The 17,325-nt window shown below is 65.1% G+C and carries 20 protein-coding genes; 10 read left to right on the top strand and 10 right to left on the bottom strand.

Features of this window, described 5'->3' with window-relative positions:
• Positions 1–11: 11 nt before the first annotated feature.
• From AC3A4T_RS19300 to AC3A4T_RS19290, 3 genes are all read left to right on the top strand, one after another.
• The gene (locus AC3A4T_RS19300) at positions 12–617 is read left to right on the top strand and encodes a TetR/AcrR family transcriptional regulator (RefSeq protein ID WP_487676846.1); all 606 of its coding nucleotides are present in this window, start codon (positions 12–14) and stop codon (positions 615–617) included.
• A 134-nt stretch (positions 618–751) separates the two neighbouring features.
• Positions 752–1,123, top strand: a complete 372-nt coding sequence (locus AC3A4T_RS19295) for a hypothetical protein (RefSeq protein WP_487676845.1) — start codon at positions 752–754, stop codon at positions 1,121–1,123.
• Between the two features lie 129 nt (positions 1,124–1,252).
• Complete coding sequence (locus AC3A4T_RS19290) at positions 1,253–2,557, top strand: beta-1,3-glucanase family protein (protein WP_487676844.1); 1,305 nt, start codon at positions 1,253–1,255, stop codon at positions 2,555–2,557.
• Positions 2,558–2,779: 222 nt separating this feature from the next.
• Here AC3A4T_RS19290 and AC3A4T_RS19285 read toward each other — a convergent pair whose 3' ends face one another.
• From AC3A4T_RS19285 to AC3A4T_RS19275, 3 genes are read right to left on the bottom strand one after another with little or no spacing between them, the layout of a single operon-like run.
• Positions 2,780–4,438, bottom strand: coding sequence for an ATP-binding protein (locus AC3A4T_RS19285; protein WP_487676843.1), 1,659 nt, complete (start codon positions 4,436–4,438; stop codon positions 2,780–2,782).
• Positions 4,439–4,445: 7 nt separating this feature from the next.
• Positions 4,446–5,966, bottom strand: a complete 1,521-nt coding sequence (locus tag AC3A4T_RS19280; protein ID WP_487676842.1) for an ATPase domain-containing protein — start codon at positions 5,964–5,966, stop codon at positions 4,446–4,448.
• A gap of 2 nt (positions 5,967–5,968) precedes the next feature.
• Positions 5,969–6,373 (bottom strand): response regulator, encoded by a 405-nt coding sequence (locus tag AC3A4T_RS19275; protein ID WP_487676841.1) that lies wholly within the window; start codon positions 6,371–6,373, stop codon positions 5,969–5,971.
• A gap of 148 nt (positions 6,374–6,521) precedes the next feature.
• On the opposite strand from AC3A4T_RS19275, the gene AC3A4T_RS19270 reads away from it, so the two are divergent.
• From AC3A4T_RS19270 to AC3A4T_RS19260, 3 genes are all read left to right on the top strand, one after another.
• Positions 6,522–6,950, top strand: a complete 429-nt coding sequence (locus tag AC3A4T_RS19270) for a VOC family protein (RefSeq protein ID WP_487676840.1) — start codon at positions 6,522–6,524, stop codon at positions 6,948–6,950.
• A 252-nt stretch (positions 6,951–7,202) separates the two neighbouring features.
• Positions 7,203–7,655 carry a hypothetical protein gene (locus AC3A4T_RS19265; RefSeq protein ID WP_487676839.1) on the top strand — a complete coding sequence of 151 codons (453 nt, stop codon included), beginning with the start codon at positions 7,203–7,205 and terminating at the stop codon, positions 7,653–7,655.
• Between the two features lie 142 nt (positions 7,656–7,797).
• Positions 7,798–8,094 carry a hypothetical protein gene (locus tag AC3A4T_RS19260; protein WP_487676838.1) on the top strand — a complete coding sequence of 99 codons (297 nt, stop codon included), beginning with the start codon at positions 7,798–7,800 and terminating at the stop codon, positions 8,092–8,094.
• An 88-nt stretch (positions 8,095–8,182) separates the two neighbouring features.
• Here AC3A4T_RS19260 and AC3A4T_RS19255 read toward each other — a convergent pair whose 3' ends face one another.
• Both AC3A4T_RS19255 and AC3A4T_RS19250 read right to left on the bottom strand, forming a co-directional pair.
• Entirely contained in the window at positions 8,183–8,500 is a 318-nt protein-coding gene (locus tag AC3A4T_RS19255; protein WP_487676837.1) for a hypothetical protein, read from the bottom strand.
• Between the two features lie 435 nt (positions 8,501–8,935).
• A complete protein-coding gene (locus tag AC3A4T_RS19250) occupies positions 8,936–9,313 on the bottom strand; it encodes a hypothetical protein (protein ID WP_487676836.1) in 378 nt (125 codons plus the stop codon).
• Positions 9,314–9,580: 267 nt separating this feature from the next.
• Between AC3A4T_RS19250 and AC3A4T_RS19245 the strand changes: the two genes are divergently transcribed.
• Complete coding sequence (locus tag AC3A4T_RS19245; RefSeq protein WP_487676835.1) at positions 9,581–10,099, top strand: helix-turn-helix domain-containing protein; 519 nt, start codon at positions 9,581–9,583, stop codon at positions 10,097–10,099.
• 320 nt (positions 10,100–10,419) lie between these two features.
• Here AC3A4T_RS19245 and AC3A4T_RS19240 read toward each other — a convergent pair whose 3' ends face one another.
• Both AC3A4T_RS19240 and AC3A4T_RS19235 read right to left on the bottom strand, forming a co-directional pair.
• Entirely contained in the window at positions 10,420–10,749 is a 330-nt protein-coding gene (locus AC3A4T_RS19240; protein ID WP_487676834.1) for a hypothetical protein, read from the bottom strand.
• A 626-nt stretch (positions 10,750–11,375) separates the two neighbouring features.
• A complete protein-coding gene (locus AC3A4T_RS19235) occupies positions 11,376–11,978 on the bottom strand; it encodes an FMN-dependent NADH-azoreductase (protein ID WP_487676833.1) in 603 nt (200 codons plus the stop codon).
• Positions 11,979–12,100: 122 nt separating this feature from the next.
• On the opposite strand from AC3A4T_RS19235, the gene AC3A4T_RS19230 reads away from it, so the two are divergent.
• Positions 12,101–12,478: a winged helix-turn-helix transcriptional regulator gene (locus AC3A4T_RS19230; RefSeq protein WP_487676832.1), complete on the top strand. Its 378-nt coding sequence runs from the start codon at positions 12,101–12,103 to the stop codon at positions 12,476–12,478.
• 106 nt (positions 12,479–12,584) lie between these two features.
• Here the strand turns inward: AC3A4T_RS19230 and AC3A4T_RS19225 are convergent, their stop codons facing one another.
• The gene (locus AC3A4T_RS19225) at positions 12,585–13,355 is read right to left on the bottom strand and encodes a class I SAM-dependent methyltransferase (RefSeq protein WP_487676831.1); all 771 of its coding nucleotides are present in this window, start codon (positions 13,353–13,355) and stop codon (positions 12,585–12,587) included.
• A 504-nt stretch (positions 13,356–13,859) separates the two neighbouring features.
• Between AC3A4T_RS19225 and AC3A4T_RS19220 the strand changes: the two genes are divergently transcribed.
• Complete coding sequence (locus AC3A4T_RS19220) at positions 13,860–14,936, top strand: M23 family metallopeptidase (RefSeq protein ID WP_487676830.1); 1,077 nt, start codon at positions 13,860–13,862, stop codon at positions 14,934–14,936.
• A gap of 325 nt (positions 14,937–15,261) precedes the next feature.
• A complete protein-coding gene (locus AC3A4T_RS19215) occupies positions 15,262–16,266 on the top strand; it encodes a glycoside hydrolase family 16 protein (RefSeq protein WP_487676829.1) in 1,005 nt (334 codons plus the stop codon).
• A 169-nt stretch (positions 16,267–16,435) separates the two neighbouring features.
• Here the strand turns inward: AC3A4T_RS19215 and AC3A4T_RS19210 are convergent, their stop codons facing one another.
• Both AC3A4T_RS19210 and AC3A4T_RS19205 read right to left on the bottom strand, forming a co-directional pair.
• Positions 16,436–16,789: a hypothetical protein gene (locus AC3A4T_RS19210; protein WP_487676828.1), complete on the bottom strand. Its 354-nt coding sequence runs from the start codon at positions 16,787–16,789 to the stop codon at positions 16,436–16,438.
• Positions 16,786–17,244 (bottom strand): hypothetical protein, encoded by a 459-nt coding sequence (locus AC3A4T_RS19205; RefSeq protein ID WP_487676827.1) that lies wholly within the window; start codon positions 17,242–17,244, stop codon positions 16,786–16,788. The genes AC3A4T_RS19210 and AC3A4T_RS19205 overlap by 4 nt, the downstream gene beginning before the upstream one ends.
• Between the last annotated feature and the right edge of the window lie 81 nt (positions 17,245–17,325).

Genomic DNA, 17,325 nt, shown 5'->3' with positions numbered 1-17,325 from the left:
GCAGAGCGTTGATGCCGACGTCCAGATCGCAGCCGCAAGCGCCGTATTCGCCGAAGGCCCAGGAGATCATTCAACGAACGAATGAGCTGCTGGCCAAGGGCGGGTACAACGGCTTCAGCTACGCCGACATCGCCGAGCTGGTCGAGGTAAGAAAAGCCAGCATTCACCATCATTTCCCCACCAAGGCGGATCTGGTCAAGGCAACGGTCGTGCTTCATCGCGAGGCGACCCGCAATGGCCTGCAATCGCTGAGTCTGCTCGACATCGACCCGCTCGGGCGCCTCGTCGCCTACAGCCGGTTCTGGGCGGAATGCATCCAGGCCTCGAATCCGCCGATCTGCATCTGCGCGCTGCTGGCAGCGGAATTGCCGTCGATTCCGGCCGAAGTCGCGGATGAAGTCAAAGCGCACTTCACCGACCTGCATGCCTGGATCGCGTCCAGCATCGAGGAAGGGCAGGCGCAGGGCGCGATGCGATTGACCGACAGTCCGTCGGCCGAGGCGTCCATGTTCATGGCGTCGATCCACGGCGCGATGCTGTCCGCGCGGGCGGTCGGCGATGCGTCGGTGTTCTGGCAGATCGCGAAGCTGGCGACCGATTGTCTTAGAAAGGTCTAGCCGCCCATCGACGCGATGCGGGCGAGATAGCAGGACAAGCTGTCCTCGTCGCCGCGCCGCGCGGTCTGCGCGGACGACCAAGGCCGGACAGCTACGCCCGCGATCGCTGGCGTCGTGCGCCGTTCGAGCCCACGGTGGACGCGTATGCCGAGGATGAATACCTGCTGCGCACCATCCACAGACCGTCGGTGCAACAGCGACTGGCATTTGTTCTGGATGCGGTGAACGTCGATACCCGACGGCCGGTCAGGGCTCGCAAAACCTGTCTGTCGCTGGCAACCGGATCGAGTGCCTTCGACAGGCCGTCGCATGCGAAGTCGGTCGACTTGAAGAACCCGGCAATGCCTTGCCTTGGAATGTCGAAGCGCACTGAAAATTTCATCGGCGGCAGCCATGTCCGGCCGCCCAGGCAGTCGATCCCGGCCGCGGTCGCGCCGCCGATTTCGACTTTGATCCGGCGGAAAGTACTTCATGTCCAGCCGATAAGACCTCACGTCGCGGATTGACATGGATTCACAACCCGGCGCTTGCCGCGTTTCCCTCCGATGCCTCGCCTCGATACCACGGCCGCCTGTCCGGTCGCGACGCGGCTTCGCGTTCGATAACCGCGTCTACTCGCCACCGAGGAATCGTCCATGACCGCAGTGCCGCTCACCCTCGACGCCACCCAGACCGACCTCGCCGCCGATGTCGCGGTGTATGCCTACATCGTCGGACTGGTCGCGGGCGTGTATTACCGCCTCGACGCGTCCGGCGTGCCGCATGCGATGTCGCAGGCCGACAACACCCAGGCCGCCGGCAGCTTTCCTGGCTCGGGTGCGCTCGACGCCGCCGCGATCGCCGCGCTGGCGTCGAACTATCCGACCGTGTGGGCCGATTACTCGATCCCGCTGTCGCGCACCGCGCCGGCGACGCAACTGGACCTGTCGCAGATCAACACCAGCACGGTGCCCGGGCTGGGCACCGGCACCAGCGCCTTCAGCGGTCGCATCTATATTTCGGTCGGCGTGCCGCGCTTGCCGTTCACGCCGCAGGCCGCGGGCTATGCCGCGCCGGTGCCGTATCCGGGGCCCGGCAGCCAGTGCCTGTTCGACTGGGTGGAGTTTTCCTACGACAGCGAAGGCAACTTCAACGGCAACACCACCCAGGTCGATCAGTTCGGCTTCGGCCTGAGCCTGGACGGCGCGCCCGGCGGCAGCCTGCAAGGCGTGCTCGGCATCGCGCGCGATACCTTGCTGGCGAACATCCAGAACCTGCCCGGTCCGTTCGTCGGCGCGCCGAGCCTGATCGCGGCGAACCCCGCGGCGGCGGCCGCGTATCCGGCCAATGTCGCCACGCTGCGCGCGCAATCGCCGAAGACCCTGACCGCGCTGCCGACCTACAGCGGCGCGCTGACCGACTATTTCAACGCGACGATATCGACCTGGTACGGCAACTGGAAAACCACCCCGCTGGTGGTCAACGATCGCGCGACCGGGTATTACACCGGCGTGGTCGATCCGGACACCAGCGTGTTGAACTTCTATCAGGGCCAGTATCCGACGCTCGCTGAGTGGAAAGCCGCGGCGCCGGCGCTCGCGTTCGCCTTGACCGGCGCCGCACCGTCGACGGTGCAGGTCGGCTCGCTCGATGTATGGCAATGCGACAACGCCCTGGCCACCGGCAGTGCCGCGCAGTTGAACGTCGGCAAGAATGTCGCCGCGGCGTTCACGCGCGGCGTGCCCGGCTATCTGTTCGACGACAGCATCGGCCGCAGCGCCGCCGGTACGTACTATCCCGTCGGCGGCACCTGGAATGCCTGGGCCGCGCAGATGCATGCGGCCAATCGCAACGGGCTGGCCTACGGATTTCCGTACGACGATGTCTGTGAGCAAAGCCCGACTGTGCAGCTCAACGGCGCCACGCAGGTGAGCGTGATGCTCGGCAAGTTCTACAGCTGAGGTACGCGCCGTTGCGATGCGCGGCGTTGGCGTTGGCGTTGGCGTTCAAGGGCGTACACCCTCATCCGCCCTGCGGGCACCTTCTCCCGCGAGCGGGAGAAGGGAAGATCGAATATCTGCAGATCCTGTGCAACTCGCCAGAGCCGTTGCACCCTCTCCCGTTTTACGGGAGAGGGCCGGGGTGAGGGCAGGCGCCACACCGATACCCGCCACGTCACGGCATCAATGCGGGCTTTCCAGAACCGCCGCGATCGCCACCCGAAGATCTTCCAGGCCATAAGGCTTGGGCAACACCTGTATGCCCATGGCCACGGCCTCGTCGCGATTGCGTTCGATGTAGCCGCTGGTGAGCAACACCGGAAGGTCCGGCCTGCGCTGGCGCAACTCGCGGGCCAGGTCGATGCCGCTCTTGCCGCCCGGCATCATGATGTCGGAGAACACCAGGTCCAGATGCCGCGCGTTGGCGAGCGCGCCGAGCGCGGCGTCCGGGTTGGACACATGGATCACGTCGTAGCCGATATCGCTCAGCATGTCGCGCACCAGCGCTGCGACTTCGACATCGTCTTCCACCATCAGCACGCTGCCGTTGGATGTGATCGACGCCGCCGCGACGGCGGGATCGACCGCGGCGACGTCGGCCGGGTCGTGCTGCGATCGAGGCAGGTACAACGTGATCGCGGTGCCCACGCCCTGTTCGGATTGAATGTCGGTGGTGCCGCCGGACTGTTGCGCGAATCCGTACACCTGGGCGAGGCCGAGACCAGAGCCCTTGCCGATATCCTTGGTGGTGAAGAACGGTTCGAACACATGCGATTTGACTTCGTCGGACATGCCCGCGCCGTTGTCGCGCACGCACAGGCTGACGAAATCCCTGCGTCCGTTCGGGCCTTGCCAGTCCGGCAGGTTCTCGCCTTCGATGGTGATGACGCCACCGCGCGCCATCGCGTCGCGGGCGTTGACGGCCAGATTGAGCAGCACCAGTTCGAGCTCGCCCGGATCGACCTGCACCGACCACAGATCGGGCTTGAGCCGGACATCGACCTGCACATCGCCGCCCAGGCTGCGGTCGAGCAGCTCCTTCATGTCCTGCAGATGCCGCGCCAGGTCCACGGTTTCCGGACGCAACGCGTGACTGCGCGAGAACGCCAGCAATTGCCGGGTAAGACTGGCGCCGCGCTGCGCGGCCTGGCGCATGCCCTGCAGCATGCGCGCGCGGCGCGCCGGGTCCTGATTGCGCTCCATCATGTCCAGGCCGGCGGTGATGACCATCAGCAGATTATTGAAATCGTGGGCCACGCCGCCGGTGAGTTGGCCCAGCGCTTCGAGTTTCTGCGCGTGGCGCAGACTCTCCTCGATCCGCGCGCGTTCGGCCATCTCGGTGCGCAATTGCGAGTTCACCTGTTGCAACTGCTCGGTGCGCTGCGCGACCAGCGATTCCAGTTCGGCCGCGGCGTGTTCGCGCGCGGCCAGCAGCGAGCGCACCTCGTGTTGGCGCAGGCGCGCACGTAGCGCCGCCTGCATCACGCTGATCAGGGTGATCGGCTGGACCGGGCGTTCGAGCAAGGCCACATTGCGCAAGCCGCGCACCAGTTCCTGCCGCCAACGAGTGACCCGCGGTTCGTCATGGCGGCTGGTGAGCACGACGAACGGCAGGTCCGACCAGGCGGGCTGACGCGTCACCCATTGCGCGAGCAGGTCGAGATCCTGACCGAACAACGCTTCTTCGGCCACGAACGCGGCGTCGATGCCGGTCTCCATCTCCTCCAGCAATTGCGCGTAGTCGCGGCAACGCGTCGCGGAAATCTCCGCGCGCGCGAGCAGGTCGATGGTGGCGGGGGCGTCGCGTCCGATCGGGGCGAACACCAGTACGCGCTGAGGCATTGTCGGCTCAGTGCTCGATGCCGCCACCCATGCCCCTGCCATCGCCCAGCAAGGGTTCGCTGGTGCCGGTGTAGGAGGGCGTGCCGGAGAAGATGCCGCTGAATTCCCGCAACGGAGGACCAAGCGAAATTCCGTTCTGGGTCAGGCGGAATTCGCGGATGGTGTGTTCGTGATCGCCGCTGCGTTTCTTCACCACCGACAGCGCGCGGCGCACGGTGCCGCCGTATTCGAAGTAGCGCAGCATCAGCACCGCATCGCTGAGGTAGCTGATGTCCAGCGGCGTTTCCATCGGGCCGACCAGGCCGTGCTGGGCCAGCACCAGAATGGTCAACACGCCTTGCTGCGACAGGAAGCTCAGCAGCTCGTGCATCTGCAGGATGAGAAAACGCCCGTCGGGCATGGCGTTCAAATAGCCGTTGAGGCTGTCGATGATGACCAGCCGCGCGCCGTCCTGCTGCACGCTCTTGCGCACGATCGATGCGAACTCGCCCGGCGACATCTCCGCCGGGTCGATCTGCTGGAAGCGGATCATTCCCGATTCCAGCGCCGGTCCGAACTTCAGCCCCAAGGTCTTGGCGCGCGCCTCTACCGTGCCGCGGCCTTCGTCGAAGGCGAAGAACACGCTTTTCTCGCCGCGTTCGGCCGCGGCGATGGCATAGGTCAACGCCATCGACGATTTGCCCACGCCGGCGGCGCCGATCAGCAGCGCGTTGGTGCCGCGCTCGAGGCCGCCGCCGAGCAGCTTGTCCAGTTCGGCGTTGCCGCTGGGAGTGAAGTCGCCGGTGAAGCTGACGTGGTGCTCGGCCGCGACCAGGCGCGGATAGATTTCCAGACCGCCCTTGCGGATGGTCAGGTCGTGAAAGCCGCCGCGGAAGCTGATGCCGCGCATCTTCACCACCCGCACGCGCCGGCGTTCGGCGCCGTACTCGATGGCCAGTTGCTCCAGCAGCACCACGCCGTGGGAAATCGAGTGCAGCTGCAGATCGTTCTGCTGCGAGGTCATATCGTCCAGCAGCACCACGGTGCAGCGCCGGCTCGCGAAGAAATGCTTGAGCGCAAGCACCTGGCGGCGATAGCGCAACGAACTTTGCGCGAGCAGCCGCAATTCGGACAGGCTGTCGATGACCACCCGGCTGGGATTGAGCGCGGCCACGCGGTCGAGGATCAGCTTGGTGGTTTCGCCCAGTTCGACCTCGACCGGATGCAGCACGGTGATTTCGCGGCCCGGATCGAGCGTGGTTTCCGGCGGCACCAGTTCGAACACGTCGATCTGGTCCAGGCTCCAGCCATGCCGCGCCGCGACCAGGGCGAGTTCGCGCTCGGTTTCCGACAAGGTGATGTACAGCGTCTTCTCGCCGTTGCGCGCGCCTTCAAGCAGGAACTCGATGGCCAGCGTGGTCTTGCCGGTGCCGGGCCGTCCCTCGTACAGATACATGCGGTTGGCGTCGAGGCCGCCGCCGAGGATGTCGTCGAGTCCCGAGTTGCCGGTGGAGATGCGCGATTGGGTGTCGTCAGCGTCTGCATTCATCATCAAGGACCCGGGTTGGCGGGATCGGCGGAGTTGGAGATCGGCGGCGCATCCGTCTGCAGATCGGCCAGCGCTTCGAGCAAGCCGTCGATCGAATACGGCTTGGTGAGCAGCTTGTTGACCAGTTCGTGATCGACCATGTCGCCGTAACCGGTCACGGTCAGATAGGGCACGTTGCGGCGTCGCAGTTCTTCGGCCACCGGCCACGAGTGCTGTCCTTTCAGACTGACGTCCACGATCGCCAGGTCGAACGCGTGCTCGGACAGGGAGTCGAGGGCCTGGCCGACGGTGCCGGCGATTTCGACCGAGGCGGCGCCCGCGTACAGCACGCCGTCTTCGACCGCCATCGCGAGCAGCTCTTCGTCCTCGACGATCAGCAGCTTTTTCCCAAGCAAGGAGTTGGCCATGAGGCATCCATATTCCGGAGCTCGCATTGTGCTGGGTCAATTGTTAAGCCCGAATCGTCGCGGCATGCCGCGGCGGAATCGACCGCGCATCACCTCGTCTCGACCGCGTCGTCCTAGGATGACAGGCTCCTTCCGACAGGAGCTCAGCATGGAAACGCAGGAATTGCACCGCGGCCGTCTGATCGATCATGTCCAGTTGGTGGTGCGCGATATCGAGGCGAGTCGACGCTTCTACACGGCCGTGTTCGCAGCGCTGCAGGTGCCCATCGCCGGTGGTGGCGACGATCACTTCTGGGCCGACGAGTTGTTCGTGTCCACCGCCGACAGCGAGGCCGCGCAAGGCGAATTGACCGGGCGCCATCATCTGGCCTTCCAGGCGCGCGACCGCGCGATGGTCGAGGCGTTTCATCGCGCCGCGCTGGCCCACGGTGGCCGCGATCACGGCGCGCCGGGCGAGCGGCCTTACCACCCCGGTTACTACGCGGCGTTCGCGCTGGATCCCGACGGCAACAACATCGAGGCGGTGTATCACGGCGAAGCCGAGCGCAGCGCGGCTTCGGTCAAGATCGTGTTTTGACGATGCGCTTGGCGGTGCGTGATGGCAGCGCCGTCGATCGACATCGCAGTCTCGATGCGGCCGTGAATGGGTGATGAGGGCCGAGCTGAATTTTCGCTAACGCGATGTCCGCCATTCGACCGTTCTTGAACTTAACGCGCCAACACTTCGCGCCGCGCTAACGTCGAGCGCCTCAATTTTGAGCGGCGATCCCGAAGGCCACGAGCAACGCCGAGATCGCGGGCCTTCGCAACTTCATCCAGGAGAAACGACATGATTACGCGTATCGCTGGTTTGGCCGTTCTCGCCGTCGCCATGGCCGGAGCCACCGCTCTGCAGCCCGCGCGCGCGGCCAGCGCCGAGACCAAATGCCACATGACCTTCAACACTTCGGGCTGGGCCGTCATCTACAAGCACATCGACGGCACCGGACACGTCAGCTGCGACAACGGCCAGAGCGCCGACGTGCGCATCCACATCCGCGGCGCCGGATTGACCGCGGGCAAGTACAGCATCGACAACGGCAAGGGCGAGTTCACCAAACTCAAGAACCTCGACGAGATCTACGGCACCTATGCCACCGCCGGCGCGAACGCGGGCGTGGTCAAGAGCGCCGAGGGATTGGCCATGACCAAGGGCGAAGTCTCGCTGGCGGTCAACGGCACCGGTCGCGGCTTCAATCTCGGCGTCGATGTGAGCGGCTTCGAAATCGTCAAGGCCAAGTAAGCCTTCGCGCGTAAAGATGACCCGAGGATGGGGCGCCAGCGGGCGTCCCATTCCTTTTCGGTGTAGGTCGTGCCTTCGTTATCGAACCTCGCGGCGCGACAGCGTCGCATCTTGTGAGACACCGCGCGACTAGCGTGCCGGCATGGACACTGTCAGCAGTCAACATGCGCCGTTGCCGATGGGCTTTCATTGGGAAGTGCAGGGCGCGGCGCCCACCAAGCATCTGGTCGCCGTACCCGACGCCGCGCCGGCGGTATGGCTGGCCTCCATCGGCGGCGACGGCGACAACTGCATCGCCACCATCCGACGCCACAAGGCGCGCGCCAACCATATCGACCGACCGTTTCGAACGACCGCGGCGGCCGCGGGATGGGTCGCGCGCTGGCTCGACCGTCAGGGCGGGTTGATCCAGGAAGAACTCGCGCGCGACACGGCATAGCGGTCGCTGACTCGGCGTCATAGGCGACATCGAGTCGGACGAGGCGGCGCCTGGCTAAGTGAGCCGGCGCCATCCCATGATGGACAGGCTAGGTAGCGCGACCGCCGGTGGGGGCGAGAATGTTTTCAACCCTCCCGGAGTCGGACGAATAGGACACGAAGGTTCTCGTGCCCGGCAAGCGCTCGATCCACAGACGCCCGCATGAGGTGCATTCATACAGATCGCGGCAATGCGTCATGCGGATTGCCGTAACGGCGTCGTACCGCCGATCCGCAGTTCCCTGCAATTCCGGCAGCGCGCCCCAGACCCGCTCATGGTCGCCATCGGCTACGAGTTCGCCCTTATAAGGCAGGTCATCGGTAGTGTCCGATATGACATGTCCGCATTCGCACAGCAGCTTGCTCATCGTTTCCGAATCCGATCCATTGGGTGCCCCGCATCCGGAGCCCACGACCTTATCGTCCCGCGCGGGAAGCAGTTGGCGGTAAGCGAACCGATCGATGCCCTCCGAGCCGAGCCACGAAAAGGGCGTCGGTCTGAGCAAGTCGACAGATCGTGTTCTGAACCTGGCGCTTTCGGCCGAGTGAGCAAAAGTGTACCCGCACTCCGATTTTCAATGCGCATCGCCGCAACGCGACGCAGCCGGCCAGGCAATGGGCCGGCTGTGTTGGTACTCATCCGATTGGCGTTCCGCCGGATCAGACGGTGACGGCGGCCGTCTGAGTCCAGACCACGCCCACCGCGGGGGGCTGTGCCGCGGACCCGCTTGTGTGACGAGCCGGCGCGGACCGCGCGACAACGGGGCGCGATGCCGAATCGTTGCATCGCTCCCGCGGCTTGGCTAAAGCCCCGAATGTTCGCCGACGACGACCACTACCCGATCCGGAACCAGGGGATCGTTGGTGTAGACGCGGACGACGCAATCGCCGCGCCGCGTCAGCACGGACGCGAACGTTTCCAGCAGCACGGAGGTGACGACCAGGACGCCGCTCGGCGTCGAGATCCGGCGCGTGCAGACGAGTTCGCCGGGCCGGGCCACGAACTCATCGCTGACGATGAGTCGGGTCACCAAGCCGTTCGCCGTGGCATTGCGAATCGCGATGCAGGTATCGGTCGCCTGGATCGGGACCTTGCCGACCAGGGGCGGCAGTCCCAGGGCGCCGGAGTCGCACACAAGAACAACAGGGTTGAACTGGGTAATGCGGACGTGCGCCTTCATGGCCCCCTTTGAACGCCGAAGTGACGAGGTGGCGTATATGAACATCCACGCCGGGCACTGCCTAGCGAAGTAAAAAAAGAAGCTGAATAAGTCAGCTTCCAACGGCGCAGATGCAACAATTCGAGCCGCGCAACCGCGTCGATCGGCGATGACTCCGCCATCTGCCCGGCAGGGATGTCGCGTTCGCGCGGGCCTCGGAGCGGGCGCCGCGATTGGCCGCTGCCGGCGCGATCGTTTACCCTGAACGCTTAAACATGAGGAAGCCGCATGCCGAATATCGCTACTGTCCTGAAAGAAGAGATCGCGCGATTGGCGCGCAAGGAACTTCGGCAACACATCGATCCGCTGCGGGCCCAGGTGCTGGCGCAGCGCAAGGCGATCTCGGCGCTCAAGCAGGAAGTGGCGGGGCTGCAACGCGATATCGCGAAGTTGGCCAAGAGCACGCCGAAGGCCGCGCAGGCCAAAACCGATTCGGGCTCGGCCGGCAGGCAATCGCGCTATTCCGGCGCGCTGCTGCGCAAATTGCGCGAGCGGCTGGACCTGTCCCGCGATGCCTTCGCCCCTCTGATCGGCGCGAGTGCGCAGGCGGTGTACAACTGGGAACACACCGACACGCGCCCGCGTCAGGAATTTCTCGACAAGATCGCCCTGATTCGCGGCTTGAGCAAGGCGCAGGTCGCGGCGCTGCTGGAACAGCACGGCGCGGCGAAGACGACGAACAAGACACGCAAGAAGGCCGCCAGCAAGAAAACGGCCCGCGCCAAGGCCGCGCCGGGTCGAAAGTAATTCCAGCTCGCCTCGTCGACGCGGACCTCGACGACGTCCGAATGCTCGCGGCAGATCGGCGCCGATGGCGCCGCTCATGCCTGGAATTTGCCAGCCAAGCTTGCTCTGCGGCGTGTCTTCAGGCCGCGCGCAACTTAACCGACCCGAATCGTTGCATGCCCCAGGCTGACAAGGATGCGCATGGACGGTTGGCGCGCAGTACGCAGTGCGACGTCTGGCGTTTCCGCGACGGAAAGATGGCGCAGTTGAGGGCGTTCGTGATCGGGTCGGACGACCAAGGCGCCCAGCGCAAGCCTCGTGCGCCGTGGCCCGCATTCGCGCTAAGTCTGGACGCTGTAGGTGATGAAGAAACAGACCGCGGTCAACAAGGTCATCGAGGCGATGAAGGCGGCGTCGGCGATGCGTTCCAGCCGGTGCAGGCGCATGGGCACGCGCAAGGCGAAATAAGACACCAGGGTCGCGACCAGGAACAGGATCGCATCGAGCGCCAGCAGGTCGTCGGCCAGGGTCGTGGTGCGTTCGACCGCGGCCACCACGCGCAACAGGCCGATGCCGGTCAGGCATACGCCGACCATCGCCGCGGAGATCGGACAGATCATCCGGCAGGTCTGCTCGTCGAGTTGATTGCGTTGCTCGGGGGGCTGCTGCATGGCCGGTTCCTCGGTGTGGCGCTCGAAGGAGCGGTTCCCGCGATGGCTCGGTCGCGGTCCGCGAAGTGGATGCTCACCGCGACGTCAACGCCCGGGCATCGCGGCCGATGACATCGAGCGGATCGCCGAATGGTCCGCAAACCGCGCGCCTGCGTCACCTGAATTTTTAGTAATGCTGCGCTCACGCCGATTGAACCTGCGCCGGCCCAGCGTGGCCTGCGCTGGGCGCCGTTGAAGCGAAAAACCGGTGCCTATCGGTACGAGCATTCCCTTCGGTGCCCGCGCGGCCGCTGGCGGAATCAGCCGCTTCGCGTCGTCTCGAGCGCGGCGCGCAATTCAAGCGGCAGCGTTAGCGGCCGCCCGGTCCCGGGCCAACATAGGCACGACCGCGAGTTTCATGGCCGATGGCGGATACGGGCTGACGGGAACTCGTAGCGCTGGTCGCGGATGGATGATCGGCGCGCAGCGCGCGCTGAATCGTTACCGCAGACGACCGCGATGCGCGGCACGATGCCGCCGATGCGCCAGCGACGCAGCGGCCACTCAGCGTATCGCTCGAATGCCACCGGCATGACGCGGCGGTTCCGGACCGTCATGGTCCGGAACGGCTCGCCATCGCGTCTGGCTTACGCGGCGCGCAACTGCGCGACTTGCTCCAGCGCGCCAGCGACGGCGCTCTCGGCTTGTTCGACGCCCATCTTCATGCCCTCGGCGCGCACGAATTCCAGACGGGTCACGCCGAGGAAACCGAAGAACGCGCGCAGGTAGCTTTCGTGGTGTTCCAACGCCGCCATCGGCGATTCGGACGAATAAATGCCGCCGCGGCTGGAAGCGATGATCACGCGCTTCGCGCCAAGCAGGCCCTGCGGCACGCCGGTTTCGTAACTGAAGGTCTTGCCCGGGACAGCCAGTGCGTCCAGCCAGGATTTGAGCGGCGCCGGCACGCTGAAGTTGTACATCGGCGCGCCGATCACGAGAGTGTCGGCATCCAGCACCTGCGACACCGCCAGTTGAAGCGCGCGAACTTCGTCGGTTTCGCTCGGCGTGGCCGGATCCAGCGCCGCCGCGTTGGCGGTGGACAGTTGCGGCAGCGGGGCGCGGTTGAGATCGCGATACACCACGCTCGCGCCAGGCTCCAGCGCGGTGAGCTTGGCCACGATCGCCGCCGACAGTTTGCGGCTGACGGATTGGTCTTCGAGGATGCTCGAATCGATATGCAGGATATTCATGGACGGTTCGCCAGAAGAAAGGGGTAAGGCGAAAACCCCTGCAATCGCAGGCGTTTTTGCTTGCCCCGCAATCTATTGGCGTATAGTGATCGTCACAAGAAGGATGATTTTCCGGACTAAGTATGCTCGACCATACCGTCGAATCCTGCACCGCCAACCCCGAAGGCATCGACGAGGCCCACGCGGAAATCCGCGCGGCTTGCGCGGTGTTCGCCGGCAAGTGGAAGCTGGAAATCCTGTGGCTGCTGATCCAGCGCGTGCATCGTTTCAACGAGCTGCGCCGCGCGATCCCCGGAGTCACCCAGCACATGCTCACCCAGCAGCTGCGCGAACTGGAGAGCGACGGCATGGTGCGCAGAACGGTGTATCCCGAAATCCCGCCGCGCGTGGAGTATCAGATCACCGAGGACGCACTGCGGCTCAAGCCGGTGTTCGAGGCGATCCTGATGTGGTCGCACGCTCGCCGCGGCGAGCGCGGCGTCGAGAATGCCGCGGCTTGAGGTTTGATACGGGCTGAAAGTTGGTCGCGGGTGAAGGGCGATTCCATTCCGTTGCCATCGCCTTTGCAACGACCATGGCTGCCGGGCGCTTCCGAGGCGCGATTCGCTACCTGCGATGCGCAGTCACGATCCATGCGCGCGAGTCGAACCACACGCCGTCGTTGCGTTGGTGTTCGGCCAACAGATGGCGTAGACGAGCCACTGCACTCGCGCGTTCCATGGCATCAAGGCGTGCGAGCCTGCCGCTGACGGTGGAGAATCCGGAGACGAAGTCGAACGCGGCCTCGGCGTCGCGTCCGTAGAAGACCGGCGCATGCACTTCCTCGAACGCCGGCGCGGTGAAGCCGGTGCTGTCGAGGAGGCGACTGACGACGTGCTGGTCGCCGAGCGAGAAGGCGGGCGGAACGGCGAGGGCGTCGGTGGCTGCGGTGTCGTCGGGCGTAAGCGCGTGTTCGATCGCGGTGGCCCACTCGTTACGATCGCGGCCCTGCCACACCATCATCAGCAGGCGTCCGTGCGGACGCAGCGCGCTTCGCAGGTTCGCGAACGCGGCGGCCGGATCGGCGAAGAACATCGTGCCGAATCTGCTGATCGCCACGTCGAAGCGCTCGCGCGGCGGCTCGTATCGCCCGGCGTCCGCGCAGACGTATTCGACGTTGTCGAGTTTGGCCTCGCGGGTGAGCCGCTTCGCGCGCTCGATCATCTCGTTGGAGTGGTCAATCCCGAGCACCGATCCGGCGCTTGCGAACTGCGCCGCTTCGCGCGTGGTCTGCCCGGTCCCGCAGCCGATATCGAGGACCTGATCGCTGGCGCGAATCGCGTATGCGCGCCGCAGTGCGAGGTTGTGCTGTTGCAGTTCGAGATCGTAGTCGAGCATTCGGCAAGGTCCTTGGTCCCTGTTTGCGCCGCGATGCGGGCACGCCTGCAGCCAATCGTATCGGCGGCGATGATGCGCGGTGTCGATCCGCCCGAAGCGGGCGACGGCCCGGCGCTCGTGTCTCGACCAAGACTACGGCGTCCCAAGGCCGATGAAAACAAACCGCGAAGCACGCGGGCGCGCAGTCAGCTGGAAGCTTTGTTCGATGGCGGTCTCATTCCATCCGCCGCCCGTCGGCGAGCCGCGAGGCTGTGCCGGCGCGCACAGTGCCGCGTCGGTTTGAGCGTATACAGGGGGCGTGCCGCAGCCTCCGCATCACAGAGAAGGACCTCGCGCCGGCCCATCGGCCGCTTGCACGCTCGGCGCGCAACCATCATCGAAGGAACGCATATGTCGAATGAATCGATTTCCCGCATGGCCCGATCCGCTCTCGTCCTGGCCATGGCATCGAGCGCCATGCTGTTGCCGCTTTCCGCGACGGCGGACGAGAGGCGAGGCGGCAACGTGCAAGGCGTCGTCGCCGACGCAAGCGGCGGCGGCGAGTACGTCAACGGCGAGAACACACGCGCCCAAGCCGGCGAACATCTGTCGCCAGCGCTGCGCCAGCAGGCCTGGAACGAGATACGACGCAACGCGCGCAGGCTGGGGCTTGCGACCGCATCGCAAGGCGCATCGAAGTTGATCGGCGTGAGCTTCGCCTGGCCGCTCGCCGGCAACGGCCTGTCCGACCCGGGCTATCACGCGATTTCCAACTTCGTCGACCACGCCTCCAACAGCCAGGTGCTGGACTACAACTGCGGCGCGCGCAGTTACAACGGGCATCGCGGCACCGATTACTACCTGTGGCCGTTCTCCTGGTACAAGATGGACAACAACCAAGTGAAGGTGATCGCCGCGGCGGCCGGCACCATCGTCGCGCGCTCGGACGGCAATTTCGATCGCAGTTGTTCGATGAACAGCAACAACTGGAACGCGGTCTACGTGCAGCACAGCGACGGCTCGGTCGCCTGGTACGGGCACATGAAGAACGGTTCGCTCACCGCCAAGGGCATCGGCGCGAGCGTGGCGCAGGGCGAATTCCTTGGCATCGTCGGCAGCTCCGGCAGTTCGACCGAGCCGCATCTGCATTTCGAGGTCTACGACGCCAACAGCAACCTCATCGATCCCTACGCCGGTTCCTGCAATGGCCTGAACCTGCAGACGGCGTGGGCGTCGCAACGCGCCTATTACGATTCGGCCATCAACAAGCTGATCGTGGGCACCACGCCGCCGGCGTTCTCGACCTGCCCGAATACCGAAAGCCCCAACGAAAACACCGCCATCCGTTACGGCCAACCGGCGAACTTCAGCACCTTCTACCGCGACCAGCTCAACAGTCAGCAAAGTCAGTACCGCATCCTGCGGCCGAACGGAACGGTGTTCGCGTCGTGGACCCACAACAGTCCCGCCGCGCACTACTCATCCTCGTGGTGGTATTGGAACTGGAGCAGCTTCGCGCCCACCGGCCCGTCGGGCACCTGGCGCTTCGAAGTCGCCTATAACGGCCAGACGTACAGCAAGAACTTCACCGTCTCGCCGTAAACCGGGGCGACTGCCTCGGCAAGCTCACGGTATCGGTGACCACCGCGGTGGTCGCCGTGCCGTGTTGCGGGAATGTCCTGCGGACAAGGCGATCAGGGCGGCGTGCGACCCTGCCAGTCCTTCGACGCATCAGGCACGCTTGCGGCGGCTGGTTTCCAGCGGGTCGGTAAGCGTGGCCATGACTGCGATCAAGCTAGATGGATGCGCCGGCGTGATGGTCAGCGAGCCGTCGCGGCCGACCGATTTGACAACGTTGTCTATTGTGCGCGAGATTCAGCGCCTGCAATCGACGGCGCAGGCTCGGCCACGCACAAGGGACAAGCTCATGGGGCAGCATCGCGTTCTTCTCGCCAGCATTCTGGCCGCATCGGTGATCTGCGCCGGCTGCGATTCGAAAACCGACCCGACCACCGGGCAGGCCGCTAAACCCGCGGAAACCAAAGCGGCGCAGCCGACGCCAGCCGCAACGACGGAGCCGGTGTTTTTCGACGACTTCAGCTATCGCGATCTGGCCGCGTTTGAAGCCAATGGCTGGAAGGCGAGAACGCAGACCGGTCATCCCGGCATCAAGGGCGCGACCTGGTCGGCGGAGGGGCTGTCGTTTCATTCCGACATTCCCGATACCCAGGCCGGCGCGGTCAGGATGAGTTCGGTCACCAACGGCACCGGCGAGAAGACCCGTCAGACCCAGTTCTGCCATGCGCGCAAATACCGCGAAGGCACTTACGCCGCGCGGATTTTCTTCCGCGACGAGCCGAACTCGGGACCCGACGGCGATGAGGTCATCCAGACGTTCTACGCCATCAGCCCGCTCAAGGCGCCGATGGACAAGAACTACAGCGAGACCGATTTCGAATACCTGCCGAACGGCGGCTGGGGCGAAAACGCCAAGCCGGCGATGTGGACCACCAGTTGGGACACCTTCCAGCTGGAGCCGTGGACCAAGGTCAATGAGTTCTCGCGCAAGGAAGGCAGCTACGCCGGCTGGCATACCCTGCTGTTGACCGTCACCGACAAAAAGCTGATCTATTACGTCGACGGCCAGTTGTTCTCCGAGCACACCAGCGCGGTGTATCCGGAAGACTTCATGTCGATCAACTTCAACCTGTGGTTCATGCCGAAGGGCGCGGACGGTTCGCAGGGTCCGGTGGATTCCCCCGAGATGCGCGAATATCAGGAAGACATCGACTGGGTGTTCTTCCAGGAAGGCGTGGCGCTCGCTACCAGCGAGGTGGAAGCGCGGGTCGCCGATCTGCGCGGCAAGAAAGTGGCGCACGTCGACAACGTGAAGGAACAAAATCCGGTGTTGCCGTCGCCTTGCGGGCTTTGAACCTCGCTGCCGCCGATATCGGTGTTGCGGAGCCAGTCGCGGCTGGCCCGCGCATCGGCGGCTTGGGCTTGAGCGGCATGTCCGATCGCGACCACGGCACCGTCGTCGAGGCGCACTGAGTCGGTCGATCGTCACGATCGCGGCATCGCGCGCGCGGCGCGTGACGACGTCAGCCCGAGCCGCTGCAAAGCACGGGCGGGAGCAGGCTGATGATTATTTCGACGGCGAAATAGGTCACCCCGATCGCGGCAAGCAGCCAGAGCAACTCATACGCCCTGAGCCAGGCTGTCGCCGCCAGCAGGATCAGGGCCGGAATGCCCAGGATCAACACGCTGGCCAGGAACAGATAGGCGCCACCCCAGCAGCCGAAGCGGTCGGTGCCGATGAAGACGACCGAGGCGACGGCCAGCAGAAGCACCAGCACCATGCAGGCGATCGCGCAGATGCGCGCGCCGCGATGACGGCGCGCGAGCCGTGCATCCACGGGTGGCGCGGTCGATGGGTTCGGCGTTTCGGGGCTCATGGCGCGGGCTCTGCGGCTGGATGCGCGGCTTTGGTTCTTCGAAATAAGGAAACGAGCCAATCCAGCATCAGCGCCACCGTTATGAACGTCAGCAGCACCAGTCCGGAAAAGAGCACGCCCATCAGCGACATCGCCCAGAACATCATGCCGGCGGTTCTTCCGACATCGAACACGGCGATCACGAGCATGCACACCACCACCGGCACGAACTCGATCAGCAGGTAGGCGATCACGCCGCGACGCACCGCTTTGCAAAGCCGCGGCCGCCAAGCGGGACGCAGCCACCATGCGATCGGCAGCAGCACCAGCAGCACGATCCAGGGACCGAGCAAGAGCCACAGCGGCAGATCGCTGCTGCCGGTCGCGCCGAATTGCGCCCGGGCCGGGTCGATATGCGTCATGAGGCCCAACCCGAGCGCCACGATCCGTGTGGGGTGCCAAGAACGATCGTTCAAACTGGAATCCTTTCGACTTGAAGACTCGAGGGGGCGCGGCGACGTGACATGACGCGCCGGGCGCCGGAGTCGTTGCCGCAG

It is taken from the genome of Lysobacter sp. Soil_N_51, from assembly GCF_057655755.1.
This window is presented reverse-complemented; position numbering and strand designations above follow the sequence as displayed.